Consider the following 15271-nt stretch of genomic DNA (forward strand, 5'->3'; position numbering starts at 1 on the left):
TCCCAGACGACCCCGTTCTCATCCACCAGGACCAGCTTGCTTGATGCTTCACCAGGGCCGCTGGCGTAGAAATCGGCAACTCGGATCGCCTCACCGTTCTGCAGGCGGATGACGAGATCGTCGCCCTGACGGATGGTCGCAGCAATGTCTTTCGGGCCGACCTCAAGCTGAATAACACTTGGTTCACGGACAGAGATGTTTCCCGATGCGACGGTAATGCTTTCACCACTTGCGATATTCGTTACAACGGCAACCATGGATACATCCTCTTAAGGCCGTGAGCGTCACAGCGAAACTGAACGGACCTGGCGGATGGGCAGCGAGATGCGATGACACGGACCGTCAAAGGTCTGCGCCGGGCAAAATGTTGAATACCGAACTGGCTGGTCCGGCAGTGTCTCGATTGCTGTCAATCCTACCAAGAAACTCTGGGATAAGACTTGCTCAATTTTAGAACGTTATCAATTAGCGATGACTAATTCTCGCATCGGACGGTTGATGCAGGGTTAATGCCGGTCAGCGTATTTGCGTTTATGAAAGGCGGACAGAAACGAATTTGACCCCTGCGGGCTAGAGAGCGCCGCGCAAAGCAAGCTCTTCAAATCGGTTTCCCTTGTCCTTAACGTCCGCGCTGATACTTGAGGCTTGAAGCGAAACTGCAAGCGCCTCGCTTAGCTCGGTCTCAACGTCTGCTCCGCGTTCGGCATTCTCTGCGGCAGCTGCTCCTGCCTCTATCGGCAGTGCTTGTCGCGCAGGCATCGCGACCGCCATTTCGATTGGCGTCTCCGACCTGGATGCGTCGCCGTTCAGGACGGTCGCGGCCGTGCCCGGCTTCTTTTCGAGCTTGAAGATGTCCCGCAAGCGCCCTGCCGCGGAGGCACACTCGATATTCAGCTTATGGACATCGAACTGGATGTTGATTGCGTCGAAACGTGCGGCATGTAGCTCCTGATCGGCATTCAAGACATCGAGGAGAGTCCGCGTTCCCAGGTCGAGGAACTGCCTCTGATAAAGATCTCGGGTTTCGCGCATCAGCGTCTGTCGCGAGGCGAGTGTCGTGAGCAAAGCGTGCATTCCAGACAGCTGCGTGCGCGATTCCATCCAGCTCCGCTGCGCGCCTGTCCTGGCACTGGCGATGCCGGCCTCAGCGGACTGAACCGCGAACTGGCCAGCTTCGCTCCGGGCCTTATAGGAGCCGCCATTGTAAAGCTTGCCGGTCAGTTTCAGACCGATCGTATAGTCCGGGCTGCCTGGTGAATTTCCGAGCAGATCCATGCTGCTACCGCCTTCGAGCGCCAGGGTGGGCAGGACATCTGCCTTGCTGAACCGCAGATTGGCCTCGGCGGCCGTCTTCTTCGATGCCGCTGCCCGAACGCTCGGCACCGTATCCCAATCGGGCTCTTTGGCAGAGCAGGCATTGGGGAGGTCTGAGGGAATACTCGCTCCGAGATTGATCTTCCCGGACATACCCAACAGCGACGCCATGCTGCCCTGCCAGCGCTCCGATTGAGACCTGATCTCCAGTGCCGTGGTCTGGGCCATCTGCACCCGCGCTTCGGCCTGAAGCTTGTCCGATCTCGTGCTGGCTCCCTGTTCCGTCCGCGCGTTGACGAGCTCGAGGATTTCCTTCGTGTCGCGCACCTGATCGGACGCGACAACCGCCAGACTGCGGTTTCTCAGGGTTTCGAGGGACGCAAGCGCGGTGTCCCTGATCACGTTGTCGACCACGGCAATGAACTCGGCGCGCCGGGTTTCCTCTGTCGCCGTGGCACTGGCGACCTGACTGGAGACTTTCCCGAAGTCGTAGATCATCTGCGACGCCGTCACGGTCGCGGCCGGCTGAAAACCGTTCCCGAATGCGCTGCGCCTGCCGACATCGATCCCGCCCCCGATCGACGGAAAATATCCCGAGCGTGCATCCCGGATCGCCGCGCCTTGCTGGTTGAGTTCGCCCGCCGCCTGCATGATCGATGGCTGATAGTCGACCGCCCGCCGGACGGCCGCCTGCATGGTCAAATTCGTGTTCCGGTCCTTCACTGCGGGCCGAGAGCTCGGGACTGATGCGGTCGCGATACTGTCGACCGATGTCGTCCGCGCCCGCGTCTGCGTCTGCGCGCAAGACGCAACGCTGAAGGCGAGCGGCACAAATATCGCCGTCCGGACAACACGGGAAAGCATGCTCATCGTATCCCCCAAGCCCGCAGGTCCAGACGGACCTGCAAAGACAAACCACCGCCGCTCGACTACTTTCCAAGCCGAAGCATTTCAAGCAATTCTAATATACGTCTGAAGATGGTTAATGACTGCTTAACTGAGACCTCGTCAGTCTCTGGAGCATGATGATTGTGTTGTCGGATTGGGCGGGAGAAGGCCGCGCCGCGGGCCGGACGAGAGGGCGAAGCTAAACTGGCTTCTGGTAAATGCTATGCTCGACAATGCGGGAGTAAAGAAACCCTTATACTGCCTTCAATGGTTCATGGGATGGTGGTTCGAATGCCATCGAGGTTGCGGAAGTTACCTTCTCCGTCCCATCAGGACCGCGCTGCCACAGTCTGTCGGGACGACACCATGCGATGGACAAACATACCGGCAAGCATGGCCGCGACGAACAGTGCTGCTTCCCAGCGGCCTGTAACGAGAGAGGCGATTGCGGGACCCGGGCATAGACCGACGAGGCCCCAGCCGAGACCAAACAGTGCAGCGCCTGCGACAAGCGGACGGTCGATCATGCGGCTCGTCGGCACATGGAACTGGGTTTCGAAGACCGGTTTGCTGCAACGACGCCGGATCGCATAGGCAATTGATGACGGGATCAGTGCCCCGCCCATCACGAAAGCAAGTGACGGATCCCAGTTACCGGTCACATCGAGGAACGCCAGAACACGGGCAGGATTGACCATGTCGGACACGACAAGGCCAATGCCGAACAGAATTCCGCAGGCGATGGAGACGAGAATGCGCTGGGTCATCATGCCACTCCCATCAAATGTCGGGTAATGAAGACGGTTGCTGCCGCCACGATCATGAACGTTGCCGTCGCGACGATGGACCGGGGCGATAGGCGTGCCAGTCCGCAAACACCGTGGCCGCTGGTGCAGCCGGAACCAAGCCGCGTCCCGAAGCCGACCAGGAGCCCGCCTACCACAAGAAGGGGAGGCGAGGCGGTGATCGCGAACTCTGCGTGCCGTAACAAGGTAAACGCGGCGGCAGCTCCACCGAGTATGCCAACCAGAAAACCGACCCCGAGCGGACTGATTCCACTGCCTGTCCATCCGACAGCAGATGCGGCCAGACCGGAAATTCCGGCTATCCGACCGTTCAGCAGCAGGTAGATCGCGGCGGAAAGGCCAATCAGAAGGCCGCCGGACAGCGGCCAGATAAAGCTGAGATCAGACATGGGTCGTTTCCTTGGCGCCGACAGCGCGTTGACCGATATCTTCAGATAATGAATGCCGTTGTCTTCGGCCAGGGGGAACTGGCGCGCAGTCCCTACACGCTCAAATGACAACGCAGCAGCAGCGCGGTACTGCTAAACGCGTGATGGCCGTAAGCGCGTCCGAAACGACGCCGAGCAAGTTCCGTTACGATGACGCAGCGGTGGACGCATGCGTTTAAGTCTGCGCGTGGGGTCTTCCTGCCGGGGCATGGCATCAGAATGCAAAGCCCCAGCGTAACCTGTCCCCTTCAGGTTCGGGCCATCCGGGAGACGTATGCTGCAACGTCCTGGCGAGTAAGAGGTCGCGACATCAGAAAGCCCTGAAGATCGTCGCATCCAAGCCGTTCAAGTTCGGCACGCTGCTCGATTGTCTCAACGCCTTCAGCCGTTATCTTCAGCCCTTTCGCTCTGGCCATGCCAATCATCGCAACAACAACGGCTCTGCTGCCGCTTTGGTGCATTTCGCCGATAAACGACCTATCGATTTTGATGCGATCCACCTCGATATTCTGCACGCGCGAGAATGAAGAATACCCGGTTCCAAAGTCGTCTATGGCAAACCGAACGCCTGCTTTTCGCAGCATGGCTATGGTTCGCTTCAGGTCGATCGTGTTATCCGCAGTTGCAGTTTCCGTAATCTCGATCTCAAGCCTCTCGGGGCTTACGTTCATGTTTGCGAGGGTCGTCAAAACCCGCAGACTGTAGCCGGGAGAACTAAGCTCAAGCGGCGAAGCGTTGATCGCAATAGAGATGCCGGGAAGATCAGCGAGAGTTCTGCATGCATTGTCCAGCACAAGGGCGCCGATGTCGTTGATCAACCCGATGTCCTCCGCCAGAGGAATGAACTGGTCGGGACTTATGTAGCCCATCGTCGGGTGCTTCCACCGAGCAAGCGCTTCGAGAGAACAAATGCTTCCGTCGGTCGCATTGAAGACTGGTTGATAAAAAGTCTCGAGCTGGGTCCTGGTCTCGACTGCAAAACGGAGATCGCTTTCCAACGCTCTGCGCCTGCGTAGCAGTTCGTCCATATGTTCACCAAACACCGCATGGGTATTCCTGCCGGCTGCTTTGGCATGATAAAGCGCAATATCAGCCTGGCGCGTCAGTTCGATGGGGTCACATGGGCCGGTTGCTAGAGCTGCTCCGACGCTTGCGCCAATGACGACATGCGTCGTTCCGATTTCGAACGGTGCCCGCAGTGACTGAACAATTTTCGATGCGAGATCTTCAGCATTCCTGGCATCATTTTCTCTCAGCAGAATGGTGAATTCATCGCCTCCCACCCGCGCCAGAAGAGATTGCGGCAGGAGATCGCGCATCCGGTTTGCTGCCAAGCAGATCAGCTTGTCGCCAACCGGGTGACCGAACGTATCGTTGACAGCCTTGAAGCGATCAAGATCAACGAACAACACACAGTGGAGAGCCTCGGCGTGCCCGCTCGATAGTTGACGATTGAGTTGCTCGTTGAAGTAAGCGCGGTTTGCAAGCCCGGTCAGGGCATCGTGGGAGGCTTGATGTTTCAGTTCTGCGCGGCTCGCAGCCAGCCGCTCGGAGCGGCGCCAGATTGCACCTCCAGAAAAACTGGTCCCAGCGAAAAGTGCAATAAACGCGATAAAAAGGGCTGGGGCAGTGGCTTCGAATACATATTGTCCGGGTTGGAATGGGTTCCAACGGAAGTATCCAAAAACTTGCCCGTCTCGTGCGACCAAGGGCACGTACGCAACATTCCGTTCCAGAGGTCGCTTGGAGGTGAATTCCAGTTTGGCGAACTCATATTCGGTACCGATGGCCAGAGGAAGATCGCCGTCGAGAAAGCGTATGCTCACATGCAGCATTTCCTCGCCCGGCGTCTGTTCCAGATCACCGGTGTCCGAAACGATCGGCTTTATGCTGACAATTGCAGGTCGAAATCCGACATAGCTCAGATCAGCTTCGCCAATCGAAAGCGTCCGTTCGCTGATACCCTCGGTATCTTCGGCAAGTAGACGCGCTTGAAGCTTTTTAGCGAGCGGCAAGTAGGCGTTGCGGAGATCATCTGGGGTAGGGGAATAGTCTGTCTCGGATGAAAACAGATATTGCACAGAGAGGTCCGGTCGAAGGACCAAGGCGCCATCATGCCCAAAATAGCTGTGCATCCATGAACCGAGGTTCGTCTCGATCCATTTCAGGTCGCCACTGGTTGCATGCCTCACGGCGTCGTCCCAGACAGTTGCGCTTTCCTGGTCATGCGCAATGCCAGCCGTCAGTTTCGCGACCGTAAGTTTCATGAGATCGCGCTGCCTTGACGCGGCCACCTCATCGCTTGTAGCCGCCGCCCAACTCAAACTCAGTAAAAGCAGACCACAGACGACCAAAGAAACGAGAGCCGGCAGGCACCATCGTAGAAACCACTGACTCTGAAACTGTATCTTCATCCCGCAACCGTCATCTCTTATTTTACGTGATGGTAAAACAGAGGCTATTAAAGCACGGGTAAGTAAGGTGGTTACGTCTGCGTTAAATGGCGAAACAGCGGCACGACTTCCTCAGGCATCCTCCTACCAACGAGTGCGAAGAGCGGTTGCGGAATGAGCCTTATCGCGAGGCATTCTCCGGACAAATCCGCTGGGTTAACTGGCATGCGCGAACTGCCTACCAGCCTTTGCCTGGACAACACCCATCAACCATTCACGGGCGGCCCGACGCCGTTTGGCGGGCTTCCAATCGGAAATTACCGCCACACAAACTGCGTCCAACACAGTGGTCGCGCGCTCTTGGAACTTCTGGTCGTGTGAAATTGCGGGAGCTGGTATTCAGTCACCATTCAGGCCCGATGACTAGTTTGACCTCCAACTTAACAATGGGAGGCATGGGCTCATGCTCGCTACGCGATGCAAAAGTGTCTTCGATGACTTCTCAGTCCGCGAAGAACAGGATGGAAACCTTGGAGTCGATAAGGAGCAACTTCTGTTGGCTTTCCATCAGGGAACCATCGCCGCGAAGGCAAACCGCGATGTCGGCCACTGTCCTTTCAGCGCACTGACACAACCGTCCGAATTCCTCGCGTGGTTGGAAGGCTTTCAATGCTGTTCGGCGTCACGCTAGCGAATTCGTCGGAGCGGTCCTCCGGCATCGCATCTCTGCATGAGGTGGGCTGTCCAAGGATTTCTCTGTTTACGGCGAGACAGGCTCTTCGCCGTCGAAGACGCACTAGCACCGAAATTGCGGAAATCCTTTCGGAAAAGTTCGGTTCTGGAAAGAAGTAAACCCCGGCGGTGACGCTGCTTCGGGATATCAGTCCGGGAGCAACCGCCTGCCTCCTCCACTGCCACAAGCCCGATACGACGACGGTGGGACACCTTCCTTCGTGAAAGATTTTCACTGGGATGATCGGCGATTGACCCTCGGGCTGCCTTGCTGCTTGCTCACCCAGCCAGCGTGAAGGCGCTGCCTTTGACTGCAGCTCACAAGGGGAGATCCAGGACATGAATGCGATCAGGAACGTTGCCATCGTCGGCGCAGGTCTGGTGGGGCAGGGCTGGGCGATTGTCTTCGCGCGGGCCGGCATGGACGTCACCGTTTATGATGCCCGCGAAAACGCCGAGGCTGTCATCGGCGCGCAGATCGACAAGGCCGTCGGCGATCTTGCCGCCGGGGGGCTTTGCGGCGACGCGTCCTTGGTCCTGTCGCGCATCCGTTTTGCGCGGAGCCTCAGCGAGGCTGTGTCGGGCTGCGACTACGTACAGGAGTCGGCGTTCGAGCGGATCGATGTGAAGCGCGAGGTCAGTCTTGCGATCGATGCGGTGCTTCCCGCCCATGCCATCGTCGGCAGTTCCACCTCAGGATTTCCCGGGTCGGCGTTCTATGAGGAGTGTGGCAACCGGGAGCGGTTGATGGTGGCGCATCCCGTCAATCCTCCGCATCTCGTGCCGCTGGTCGAAATCGTCCCGACGCCCTGGACTGCGCCACAGGCAGCGAGCCGTGTCCGGCGCCTGATGAAGGATGTGGGGCAGTCAGCCGTGTCGCTGTCGCGCGAAATTCCCGGCTTCGTGCTGAACAGGTTGCAGGGCGCCCTGCTGGACGAAGCGTTTGCACTGTTTGCGGAAGGCTATGCTACGGCCGAAGACATCGATCGCACGGTGCGCGACGGGCTTGGGTTGCGCTGGTCGTTCATGGGACCGTTCGAGACCATCGATCTCAACGCGCCAAAGGGGCTTGCAGATTATGCCGAACGGCTCGGGCCGATGTATGCCGGATTTGCCGATCAGCGCAGGGCAGACCGAGGCTGGGCGCCGGATGCGGTGACACGGGCGGATGCGGAGCGTCGCGAACTGCTCGCAGAGCAGGATCTCGATGCCAGACGCTCCTGGCGCGATGAAATGCTGATGCGGATCGTCCGGGCGAAGCAGGCGGTGGCGGACTAGTGCGCCGTCCAGCCGCCGTCGATCATCAACGCCGAGCCGGTCATCAGGGACGACGCGTCGGAGGCAAGGAAAATGGCGGCGCCGACGACGTCTGCCGGCTGCCCCAGGCGACCTAGCTTGATCTTGGACAGCGTCTCGCGGCGAAACTCCTCATCCTCGAAATACGAGGCGGTCATGGGTGTCTCGATAAAGGTGGGGCAAAGGGTATTGATGCGGATGCCGGCAGGTCCAAGTTCGACCGCCAACGCCTTGGTAAAACCCTCAATCGCAAATTTTGAGCCGCAATAGAGTGTCCTGTTGGCCGCGCCGACATGGCCCATCTGCGAGGACATGTTGATGACGGTGCCCCGACTAGCGTGCCTCAGCATAACGGCCGTCACGGACTGGACTGCAAAAATTGCAGCCTTCGTGTTCAGGCCGAAGACGGCATCGTAGTCGTCTTCAGTGACCTCGGTCAGCGGCTTGGGGCGATTGGTGCCGGCATTGTTGACAAAGATATCGAACGGCGCTTGCGCCTCGACATGCTGGCGGAAGCCGGCAATGTCGGTGACATCGCACACAAGCGGCCACGCCCTCCAGCCGCGCGTAGACATCAAAGAGCAGGCCTCCTCGATCTCCGTCCGCGAGCGCGCGCAAAGCGTTACCTCGGCACCCGCCTCGGCAAGGCCTTCGGCGACCGCGCGTCCAATGCCACGGCTGGCGCCGGTGACGAGCGCCCGCTTTCCGGCAAGATTGAAAAGGCCGCTCATTCGGCTGCTTCGCCGTAGGCGACGTCGCGGTTGCCATAGCGTCTCACCCGTAAGTTCGCCTGTTCGGCATGGCCGACGAAACCCTCGAGCATGCTCAGCCTCGAGCAATAGGCGCCGATCTCAGCCGCCGCTTTGTCCGTTGTGACGCGCTGGTAGGAATGGGTTTTGAGAAACTTGCCGACCCAGAGACCGCCGGTATAACGCCCCGCCTTTTTCGTCGGCAAAGTATGGTTGGTGCCGATGACCTTGTCGCCATTGGCAACGTTGGTGCGTGGGCCGAGGAAGAGCGCACCGTAGGAATGCATGTTTTCGAGAAACCAGTCGTCGCGGTCTGTCATAACCTGCACGTGCTCGGAGGCGATGTCGTCGGCGACGTCGAGCATCTCCTCGTAAGTGTCGCAGACGATGATTTCGCCGTACTCGCGCCAGGATACGGAAGCGGTTTCGGCAGTTGGCAGGATTCCAAGAATACGATCGATTTCAGCGATCGTCGCTTTGGCCAGCGTCTCCGAATTGGTCACGAGAACCGCCGGGGAATTGTAGCCATGTTCGGCTTGCCCCAGAAGGTCGGTGGCGCACATTTCCGCGTCCACAGTCTCGTCCGCAATGACCATCGTTTCGGTCGGGCCGGCAAAGAGATCTATCCCGACACGCCCGTAGAGCTGGCGCTTAGCTTCCGCAACAAACGCGTTGCCGGGGCCGACAAGCATGTCGACGGGGCGAATGGTCTCGGTCCCGAGCGCCATCGCGCCGATCGCCTGAATGCCGCCGAGGACATAAATTTCATGGGCCCCGCCGAGATGCATTGCGGCGACGATGGCAGGGTGGGGTTCGCCTTTTTGGGCCGGAGCCGCTGCTGCGATGCGGGGAACGCCCGCCACCGAGGCCGTGAGGACCGACATATGTGCTGACGCGACCATCGGGTACTTGCCGCCCGGAACATAGCAACCGACCGACTGGACCGGAATATTGCGGTGGCCGAGGAAGACACCGGGCATGGTCTCGATTTCGATATCGGTCATCGACGCTCGTTGCGCTTCGGCAAATTTGCGGATCTGAGTCTGGGCAAACCTGATGTCGTCCATGTCGCGAGCCGACACTTTGTTGACCGCTGCCTCGATCTCGGACGCATTCAGCCGGAACGAGGCCGGAGAGAAGTTGTCGAATTTCGCCGACAGGTCGCGCACTGCGGCGTCGCCTCGGGTTTCGATGTCCTTGAGCGTCGCTTCGACAAGCGTCCTGACTTTGGCGTCATCTTCGGCGCGTTCGGCGGCCGCCCTCCCCTGTTTCATATAGCGAATTGACATGTCTCACCTCCCTTTTGACATTGAGCGTAATGTGCTAGCGACGCTGAATGCAAGTTTTCATCATTGCGTGAAAAAATTTCATGGAGTCTGTTTTGAAGCCGACAGCCAAGCAGGTCGCTCATGAAGCGGGCGTTTCCATCGCCGCGGTATCACGCGCGTTTTCGCCGGGGTCGTCCATCGATCCGTTGAAAAGACAGCGTATCCTTCAGGTCGCAGCGCAGTTGGGTTATAGCAGTCCGGCGCGCCGTACTGCCGAGGTGATCTCCGCCGGTACAGTGACGTTGGTGGCAGGCGATCTCGCCAACCCGTTCTATCCACTCGTTCTCGACACGCTCGCAAAAGCACTGCAGGCGGTCGGGAGACAATTGCTCGTCTATGCTATCCCGCCGCAGGCGGACATGGACCAGCTGACGCCGCAGATCCTTGCCGCTCGCCCCAGCGCACTTGTCGTGACCTCCGCAAGCCTGACGTCTGGAATGGCCAACGCCTGCCGGCAGCATGGCATCCGGGTGGTGCTGCTCAACCGGATCCAGCGCAATGTCCGCGTAAATGCGGTCGCGTGCGACAATCACGCAGGCGGTCGTGATGCGGCACTGTTTCTGCTCGGCAGGGGGCGCCGACGGATAGGCTTCATCGGCGGGATCTCCAACACGTCTACCCACCGTGACCGGGCAGAAGGCTTTTCCGAAGCATTACGCGAGAGCGGGCATTCCGTGCTTGCCGAGGGAAACGGGGAGTTCACCTACCGAGGCAGCTACGGCGCAGTGCTATCACTGCTGACAGCAAAAAACCGTCCGGATGCGCTGTTCTGCTGCAACGACATCATGGCGCTCGCCGCCATAGATGCTGCCCGCGAACTTGGACTGTCCGCACCTGAGGATCTTTCGATCGTTGGATTTGACGACATTCCCATGGCCGGTTGGAGATCCTATCGTCTGACGACGATCCGGCAGCCGATTACCCGCATGATCTCCGAGGTCGTGGGCCTGATACAGGCCAGCAATACCGTTCCACTCGACGAGACGACGACCAGCATCCTGCCTGGCAAATTGATCGTGCGCGGCAGTGCCTGAAGACGATCCTGCACGACCAGGGAAGAAGGATATTTCAGGCGTCGGCAGAAAAAAACTTGACGGGACGAGCAAATTTGCGAAAGTTAGTGCACACGTTTGCGCATCTGCAGCGGCGATTAGGAGGTCGCGGCTGAGTCACCGGATGCAAGCTTTGACCGGGAGGGATAAGATGAAGCTCAAGACACTTGCTGTCGTTCTGGCAGCTCTTGTGATGGGAACGGGACAGGGTTTCGCCGCCGAGCGGGCCCTTCGCGTCGCCACCAGCGTTCCGCACAATCACTACCTCACCAACGTCATCAAGGAGTTCGCAGACAACGTGTCGAAGCGGACCAACGGCGAAATTACCTTCGAATTCTATGACTCGGGTTCACTCGTCAGCGACCAGCACATGGACGAGGCGGTTGCAAACGGCACAATCGATATCGGCATCGCCTCTGCATCCATCCTTGCCGGCACCGTGCCCGCTCTCAACGTGTTCGCCGTGCCATTCTTTTTCGATACGCGCGAAAAGCTCGATCGCGCCGTGCTGCCCGGAACCCCGATCAGAACCATACTCGACAAGAGGATCAACCAGACCGGGTCGCGCGCGATGTTCTGGATCCCTTATGGCTTCATCACGATGATCACCCGCGACAAGGAAGTTCATGTCCCTGCGGATATGCGCAACCTGAAGATCAGAACGTTCGGCTCTACCGTCAGCGAATTCGTCGAGGCCGTGGGAGCCGCTCCGGTCGTCACCAGCGGTAGCGAACAGTTCCTGGCGCTTCAGCGCGGTATCGTCGATGGCGGGCTGACGGGATGGCCGTCGGTCGAGGAGCGCCGCCTCTTCGAGGTTTCGCGCTACGTCATCGCGACGGACCACATGTACGAGACGCATTTCGCCCTGATGAGCGAAAAAGCGCTCGAAAAGATGCCGACCGAACTTCGTGCGATCTTCCAGGAGGAGGCCGCGAAACTCGAGACGGTGCTCATGGATCGCATCTTCGATGCCACCAAGCATACGCGCGAGGTTCTCGCTAAGAAGATGGAGATCATCGATCTCACGCCGGATGAAATCGTCCGGTGGAAAGAGGAAACGGCACCTGTCGCAAAGTCGTTCTACGACAACGGAAACGACCTTGCGAAATCTGTTTTCGACGAAGCGCAAAAGCTTCAGTAGCGGCAATTTGCTAGCCGCGCCGCCTCGCACAGAGTCGGCACAATGTAAAAGCACGACACCAAAGACAAGGGCGGGGCGCAATGCCACCGTCGCGGCGAAACGCGCATTCGCGCAGCGTCTGAGAGGGTCAGACGCGAACGTCTGGGAGGAACGGCACCATGCCCCCGCAAGAAAAGAAATGGGTCGGCACAATCGAGTCGACCATCATGAGGATCGGTGAATACAGTTCATGGATCTACCTCTTCATCGGTATCATCGTCGCCTATGAAGTGGCGTCGCGATACTTCTTCAACAGTCCGACGGACTGGGTCGAGGAGACCTCACGTCTCGGCATGGTATGGGCAACATTCCTGCTGTTTCCAGCCTGCATGGGGCGCCGGCAGTTGATCTCGATCACGCTTTTCTCCGATGCGGTCGGCGAACGCGCCAAGGTCGTTCTCGAAGGCATAAGCTTTGCGATCATTGCGCTCGCCTGTGCCGTCGTCTCCTTCGAGGCGCTTGTTGCCGCAATCGACGCGGCGACAGTCGGCCGCGCTACGGCGAGTGTCCTGCGCATCCCCTATTGGCTCTTCTACCTGCCGGTCGCGATCGGGTTCTTTCTTTTCTTCGTCCAGGCTGCGCTGGAACTGATCCTGCTTGTTGCGACGGGGCAGCGACGCAAGCTCGAACTCGCGCACGAGGAGATCTGATATGGAAAGCGTTATCGTACTAGTCGCGCTCTTCGTCTTTCTGTTTGCGGGCATACCGGTCGGTATCGCGCTTTCGACGACGGGTATCGTTCTTCTCCTGATGAAGGACGTGCCGCTCGCCAGCGTGTCGATGGAATTCCTCGGCTCGGTCAACAATTTCATCCTGCTGGCGGTGCCGGTGTTTCTTTTGACGTCGAATATCCTGCTGAAGGCGGGGGTCGCGAAAGACCTGTTCGATGCGGTGCAGCGATGGGTCGGCGGCGTGCGCGGCGGTGTCGCGATCGCAACGATCATCTCCTGCGGCATCTTTGCCGCGATCTCGGGCTCGTCCGTGGCCGTTGCGGCCATGATCGGCACCGTGGCAATTCCCGAGATGACCAAGCGCGGCTACGATCGTCGCTTTGTCATGGGAACGCTCGCCGCTGGCGCAACGCTTGGCATTCTCATCCCGCCGTCCATTCCGCTGATCATCTATTCGGCGGTCGCGGAGCAGTCGACCGCCTCGATGTTCCTTGCCGGCGTCGGGCCCGGGCTGTTCCTGATCTTGCTGTTCCTGATCTACTGCATCGTCAAGTCGTTCATGGGCGCGGCACCGAAGGCGGAAAAAAATGAATCCGGTTCGGGTGGTCGGATGGCTGCAAGCCTTCGCGCCCTGCCGACCATGGTCATTGCGCTGACGATGATCGTCGGGATCTATGCAGGCGTCTTCACGCCGACGGAGTCGGCAGCTGTGGGCCTCGTCATGACCCTGATCTACGTATTCGGCATACGCCGCGGCGTGTCTTTTGCAGATTTTCGCGGGGCAGTGTTCGGCGCGGGTCTTACCACGGCGAACCTGCTGCTGATCATTGCGGGGGCAAACGTATTCGGCAAGGCGATCATGCTTTACCGCATTCCCTACGAAATCTCCCAGTGGATCGCCGTCAATATCGAGACGGCTGGCATGTTCATGCTGGCGGTCACCGCGGTGTTGCTCCTGCTCGGCCTGTTCCTGGAGGGTATCGCGATGATCCTGATCGTGCTTCCGGTGCTCCTCCCGTCGCTCGGCGTGCACGGAATCGATCCAATCTGGTTCGGCATCTACTTCGTGCTGATGATCGAGATCGCGCTGATTACGCCGCCGGTGGGTATGAACCTCTTCGTGATCCAGTCGGTGGCGAAATCGAGTTTGAAGGAGGTGATGTACGGGGCTCTGCCATACGTCGTCATCATGCTGTTCGCCGTGCTTGCCATCTACTTCTTCCCCGCAATCGTGATGTATATTCCGAAAGCGGGCGGATAGGCTGCACCGACAACTGGTCGAGAAAGGGCGCTTTTCGCGCCCTTTTTCATGCCCGGCCGGTGGAGCCGCGAACAATCAGCTTGCCGCGCATGGCGATCAGTTCGTCCGGCAGGCTCGGATCGACCGTGCGCGCTCGCAGCAGTTCAAAGGCGCGCTGGATCATCAGGGGCAGGGGCTGCTGGATTGTCGTGAGGTCGTAGATCGGCCGGGCGGACGCCGCAACGCCATCGAAGCCTGCAACCAGGATGTCGCCGGGCACATCGATCGACGCCAGGCGCAGTGCGTCGAGGACGCCCATGGCCATGATGTCGCTCAACGCGAAGATCGCATCCGGGCGCTCCGCCGAGGGGATCGCCGCGATCTCGCGACCGGCCTCGAAGCCGCCGTCGTAATTGGAGTGGCCGTCGATTCGAAGCGAGAGTGCCAGACCGGCCTGTTCCAGTTCGGCGACAAATCCTTCCTCGCGTTCGCGAGACGTCGAACTGGTGGAGGAGGTGTAGATCAGTCCGAAACGACGGCATCCTCGCAACATCAGAAGTTTCGCCATCTCAGCACCGCCAGCACGATTGTCGCAGGTGACGAAGCATCCATGCGAAAGTGCGACGCGGTTGACCATCACGAGCGGGACGTTGTTCTGGGCGCAGATGTCGGCGGCCTTTGAAGACAATATGGCCGACGAGATGATGCAGCCATCGACCTGGTACTGAATCAGCGCCTGCGCAGTGGTATCCTCGATAGGCCCGCCGCCGGCATGAATGATGAGGAGGCGAAAGCCGAGCTTCTCCGCTTGTCGCGTCGCTTCGTGCAACAGCTCCGTATAGAACGGGTTTTCAGCCGGTCCGAGGACAAGTCCGTACAGACCGCTCTTCCCCGAAGACAGCGTGCGCGCCAGAACGTTCGGCATGTAGCCGTGTTCTTTCGCAAGCCCGATGATCAGGTCCCGCATTTTTTGGGAAATCCGCGTGTCGCCTTTGAGCGCGCGGGTCACCGTCGATGGCGCGACTCCCGCCAGTGCTGACAGGGTAACGACCGTCGCTCGGCGCGGTGTGGATGGCGGCAGTGTTGAGTTCATACCGATTCATAACAAAACAGCTGCGCCCTGTCGCGCCACTCCGCATCCGCACCGATGCGAAAAAGAGGGGCTGCATGACAAAATATTCGCTCCCAACTTGA

At 59.1% G+C, this 15271-nt stretch carries 12 protein-coding genes and 1 pseudogene; 5 read left to right on the forward strand and 8 right to left on the reverse strand.

Annotation, left to right across the window (positions count from 1 at the left end; genetic code table 11):
• Window positions 1-74 precede the first annotated feature (74 nt).
• The 5 genes and pseudogenes from ASG19_RS24495 to ASG19_RS15440 all read right to left on the reverse strand — a co-directional run.
• Window positions 75-257: pseudogene (locus tag ASG19_RS24495) on the reverse strand (BapA prefix-like domain-containing protein); the annotation flags it as partial.
• Window positions 258-570: 313 nt separating this feature from the next.
• Window positions 571-2184 (reverse strand): TolC family protein, encoded by a 1614-nt coding sequence (locus ASG19_RS15420; RefSeq protein WP_082476354.1) that lies wholly within the window; start codon window positions 2182-2184, stop codon window positions 571-573.
• A 347-nt stretch (window positions 2185-2531) separates the two neighbouring features.
• On the reverse strand, window positions 2532-2969 hold the full coding sequence (locus tag ASG19_RS15430; protein WP_062459126.1) for a YeeE/YedE family protein: 438 nt from the start codon (window positions 2967-2969) through the stop codon (window positions 2532-2534).
• Entirely contained in the window at window positions 2969-3397 is a 429-nt protein-coding gene (locus tag ASG19_RS15435; protein WP_062459130.1) for a YeeE/YedE thiosulfate transporter family protein, read from the reverse strand. Before ASG19_RS15435 ends, ASG19_RS15430 begins: the two co-directional genes overlap by 1 nt.
• Before the next feature lie 287 nt (window positions 3398-3684).
• Complete coding sequence (locus ASG19_RS15440) at window positions 3685-5703, reverse strand: EAL domain-containing protein (RefSeq protein WP_244476190.1); 2019 nt, start codon at window positions 5701-5703, stop codon at window positions 3685-3687.
• Between the two features lie 1197 nt (window positions 5704-6900).
• Between ASG19_RS15440 and ASG19_RS15445 the strand changes: the two genes are divergently transcribed.
• Window positions 6901-7839, forward strand: coding sequence for a 3-hydroxyacyl-CoA dehydrogenase (locus ASG19_RS15445; RefSeq protein WP_062459140.1), 939 nt, complete (start codon window positions 6901-6903; stop codon window positions 7837-7839).
• Here the strand turns inward: ASG19_RS15445 and ASG19_RS15450 are convergent.
• Window positions 7836-8588 carry a glucose 1-dehydrogenase gene (locus tag ASG19_RS15450; protein WP_062459142.1) on the reverse strand — a complete coding sequence of 251 codons (753 nt, stop codon included), beginning with the start codon at window positions 8586-8588 and terminating at the stop codon, window positions 7836-7838. The genes ASG19_RS15445 and ASG19_RS15450 overlap by 4 nt on opposite strands.
• Window positions 8585-9895 (reverse strand): histidinol dehydrogenase, encoded by a 1311-nt coding sequence (gene hisD / locus ASG19_RS15455; protein ID WP_062459145.1) that lies wholly within the window; start codon window positions 9893-9895, stop codon window positions 8585-8587. Before hisD ends, ASG19_RS15450 begins: the two co-directional genes overlap by 4 nt.
• Window positions 9896-9987: 92 nt before the next feature.
• On the opposite strand from hisD, the gene ASG19_RS15460 reads away from it, so the two are divergent.
• The 4 genes from ASG19_RS15460 (at window position 9988) to ASG19_RS15475 (ending at window position 14098) form a co-directional block, all read left to right on the forward strand.
• On the forward strand, window positions 9988-10968 hold the full coding sequence (locus tag ASG19_RS15460) for a substrate-binding domain-containing protein (protein ID WP_062460418.1): 981 nt from the start codon (window positions 9988-9990) through the stop codon (window positions 10966-10968).
• 169 nt (window positions 10969-11137) lie between these two features.
• Window positions 11138-12127: a TRAP transporter substrate-binding protein DctP gene (dctP, locus tag ASG19_RS15465; RefSeq protein WP_062459149.1), complete on the forward strand. Its 990-nt coding sequence runs from the start codon at window positions 11138-11140 to the stop codon at window positions 12125-12127.
• A 158-nt stretch (window positions 12128-12285) separates the two neighbouring features.
• The gene (locus ASG19_RS15470) at window positions 12286-12816 is read left to right on the forward strand and encodes a TRAP transporter small permease (protein ID WP_062459152.1); all 531 of its coding nucleotides are present in this window, start codon (window positions 12286-12288) and stop codon (window positions 12814-12816) included.
• A gap of 1 nt (window position 12817) precedes the next feature.
• Complete coding sequence (locus ASG19_RS15475) at window positions 12818-14098, forward strand: TRAP transporter large permease (protein ID WP_062459155.1); 1281 nt, start codon at window positions 12818-12820, stop codon at window positions 14096-14098.
• A gap of 46 nt (window positions 14099-14144) precedes the next feature.
• Here ASG19_RS15475 and ASG19_RS15480 read toward each other — a convergent pair whose 3' ends face one another.
• On the reverse strand, window positions 14145-15170 hold the full coding sequence (locus ASG19_RS15480) for a LacI family DNA-binding transcriptional regulator (RefSeq protein WP_082476356.1): 1026 nt from the start codon (window positions 15168-15170) through the stop codon (window positions 14145-14147).
• Between the last annotated feature and the right edge of the window lie 101 nt (window positions 15171-15271).

Source organism: Rhizobium sp. Leaf306, assembly GCF_001423425.1.
Classification (GTDB): domain Bacteria; phylum Pseudomonadota; class Alphaproteobacteria; order Rhizobiales; family Rhizobiaceae; genus Neorhizobium; species Neorhizobium soli.

Excerpts from the sequence above, each read along its gene's own strand:
- ASG19_RS15420 (WP_082476354.1), bottom strand. The coding sequence starts at position 2,184 with ATGAGCATGCTTTCCCGTGTTGTCCGGACGGCGATATTTGTGCCGCTC.
- ASG19_RS15435 (WP_062459130.1), bottom strand. The coding sequence starts at position 3,397 with ATGTCTGATCTCAGCTTTATCTGGCCGCTGTCCGGCGGCCTTCTGATT.
- ASG19_RS15445 (WP_062459140.1), top strand. The coding sequence starts at position 6,901 with ATGAATGCGATCAGGAACGTTGCCATCGTCGGCGCAGGTCTGGTGGGG.
- ASG19_RS15430 (WP_062459126.1), bottom strand. The coding sequence starts at position 2,969 with ATGACCCAGCGCATTCTCGTCTCCATCGCCTGCGGAATTCTGTTCGGC.
- ASG19_RS15480 (WP_082476356.1), bottom strand. The coding sequence starts at position 15,170 with ATGAACTCAACACTGCCGCCATCCACACCGCGCCGAGCGACGGTCGTT.
- ASG19_RS15440 (WP_244476190.1), bottom strand. The coding sequence starts at position 5,703 with ATGAAACTTACGGTCGCGAAACTGACGGCTGGCATTGCGCATGACCAG.
- ASG19_RS15470 (WP_062459152.1), top strand. The coding sequence starts at position 12,286 with ATGCCCCCGCAAGAAAAGAAATGGGTCGGCACAATCGAGTCGACCATC.
- dctP (WP_062459149.1), top strand. The coding sequence starts at position 11,138 with ATGAAGCTCAAGACACTTGCTGTCGTTCTGGCAGCTCTTGTGATGGGA.
- ASG19_RS15450 (WP_062459142.1), bottom strand. The coding sequence starts at position 8,588 with ATGAGCGGCCTTTTCAATCTTGCCGGAAAGCGGGCGCTCGTCACCGGC.
- ASG19_RS15475 (WP_062459155.1), top strand. The coding sequence starts at position 12,818 with ATGGAAAGCGTTATCGTACTAGTCGCGCTCTTCGTCTTTCTGTTTGCG.
- hisD (WP_062459145.1), bottom strand. The coding sequence starts at position 9,895 with ATGTCAATTCGCTATATGAAACAGGGGAGGGCGGCCGCCGAACGCGCC.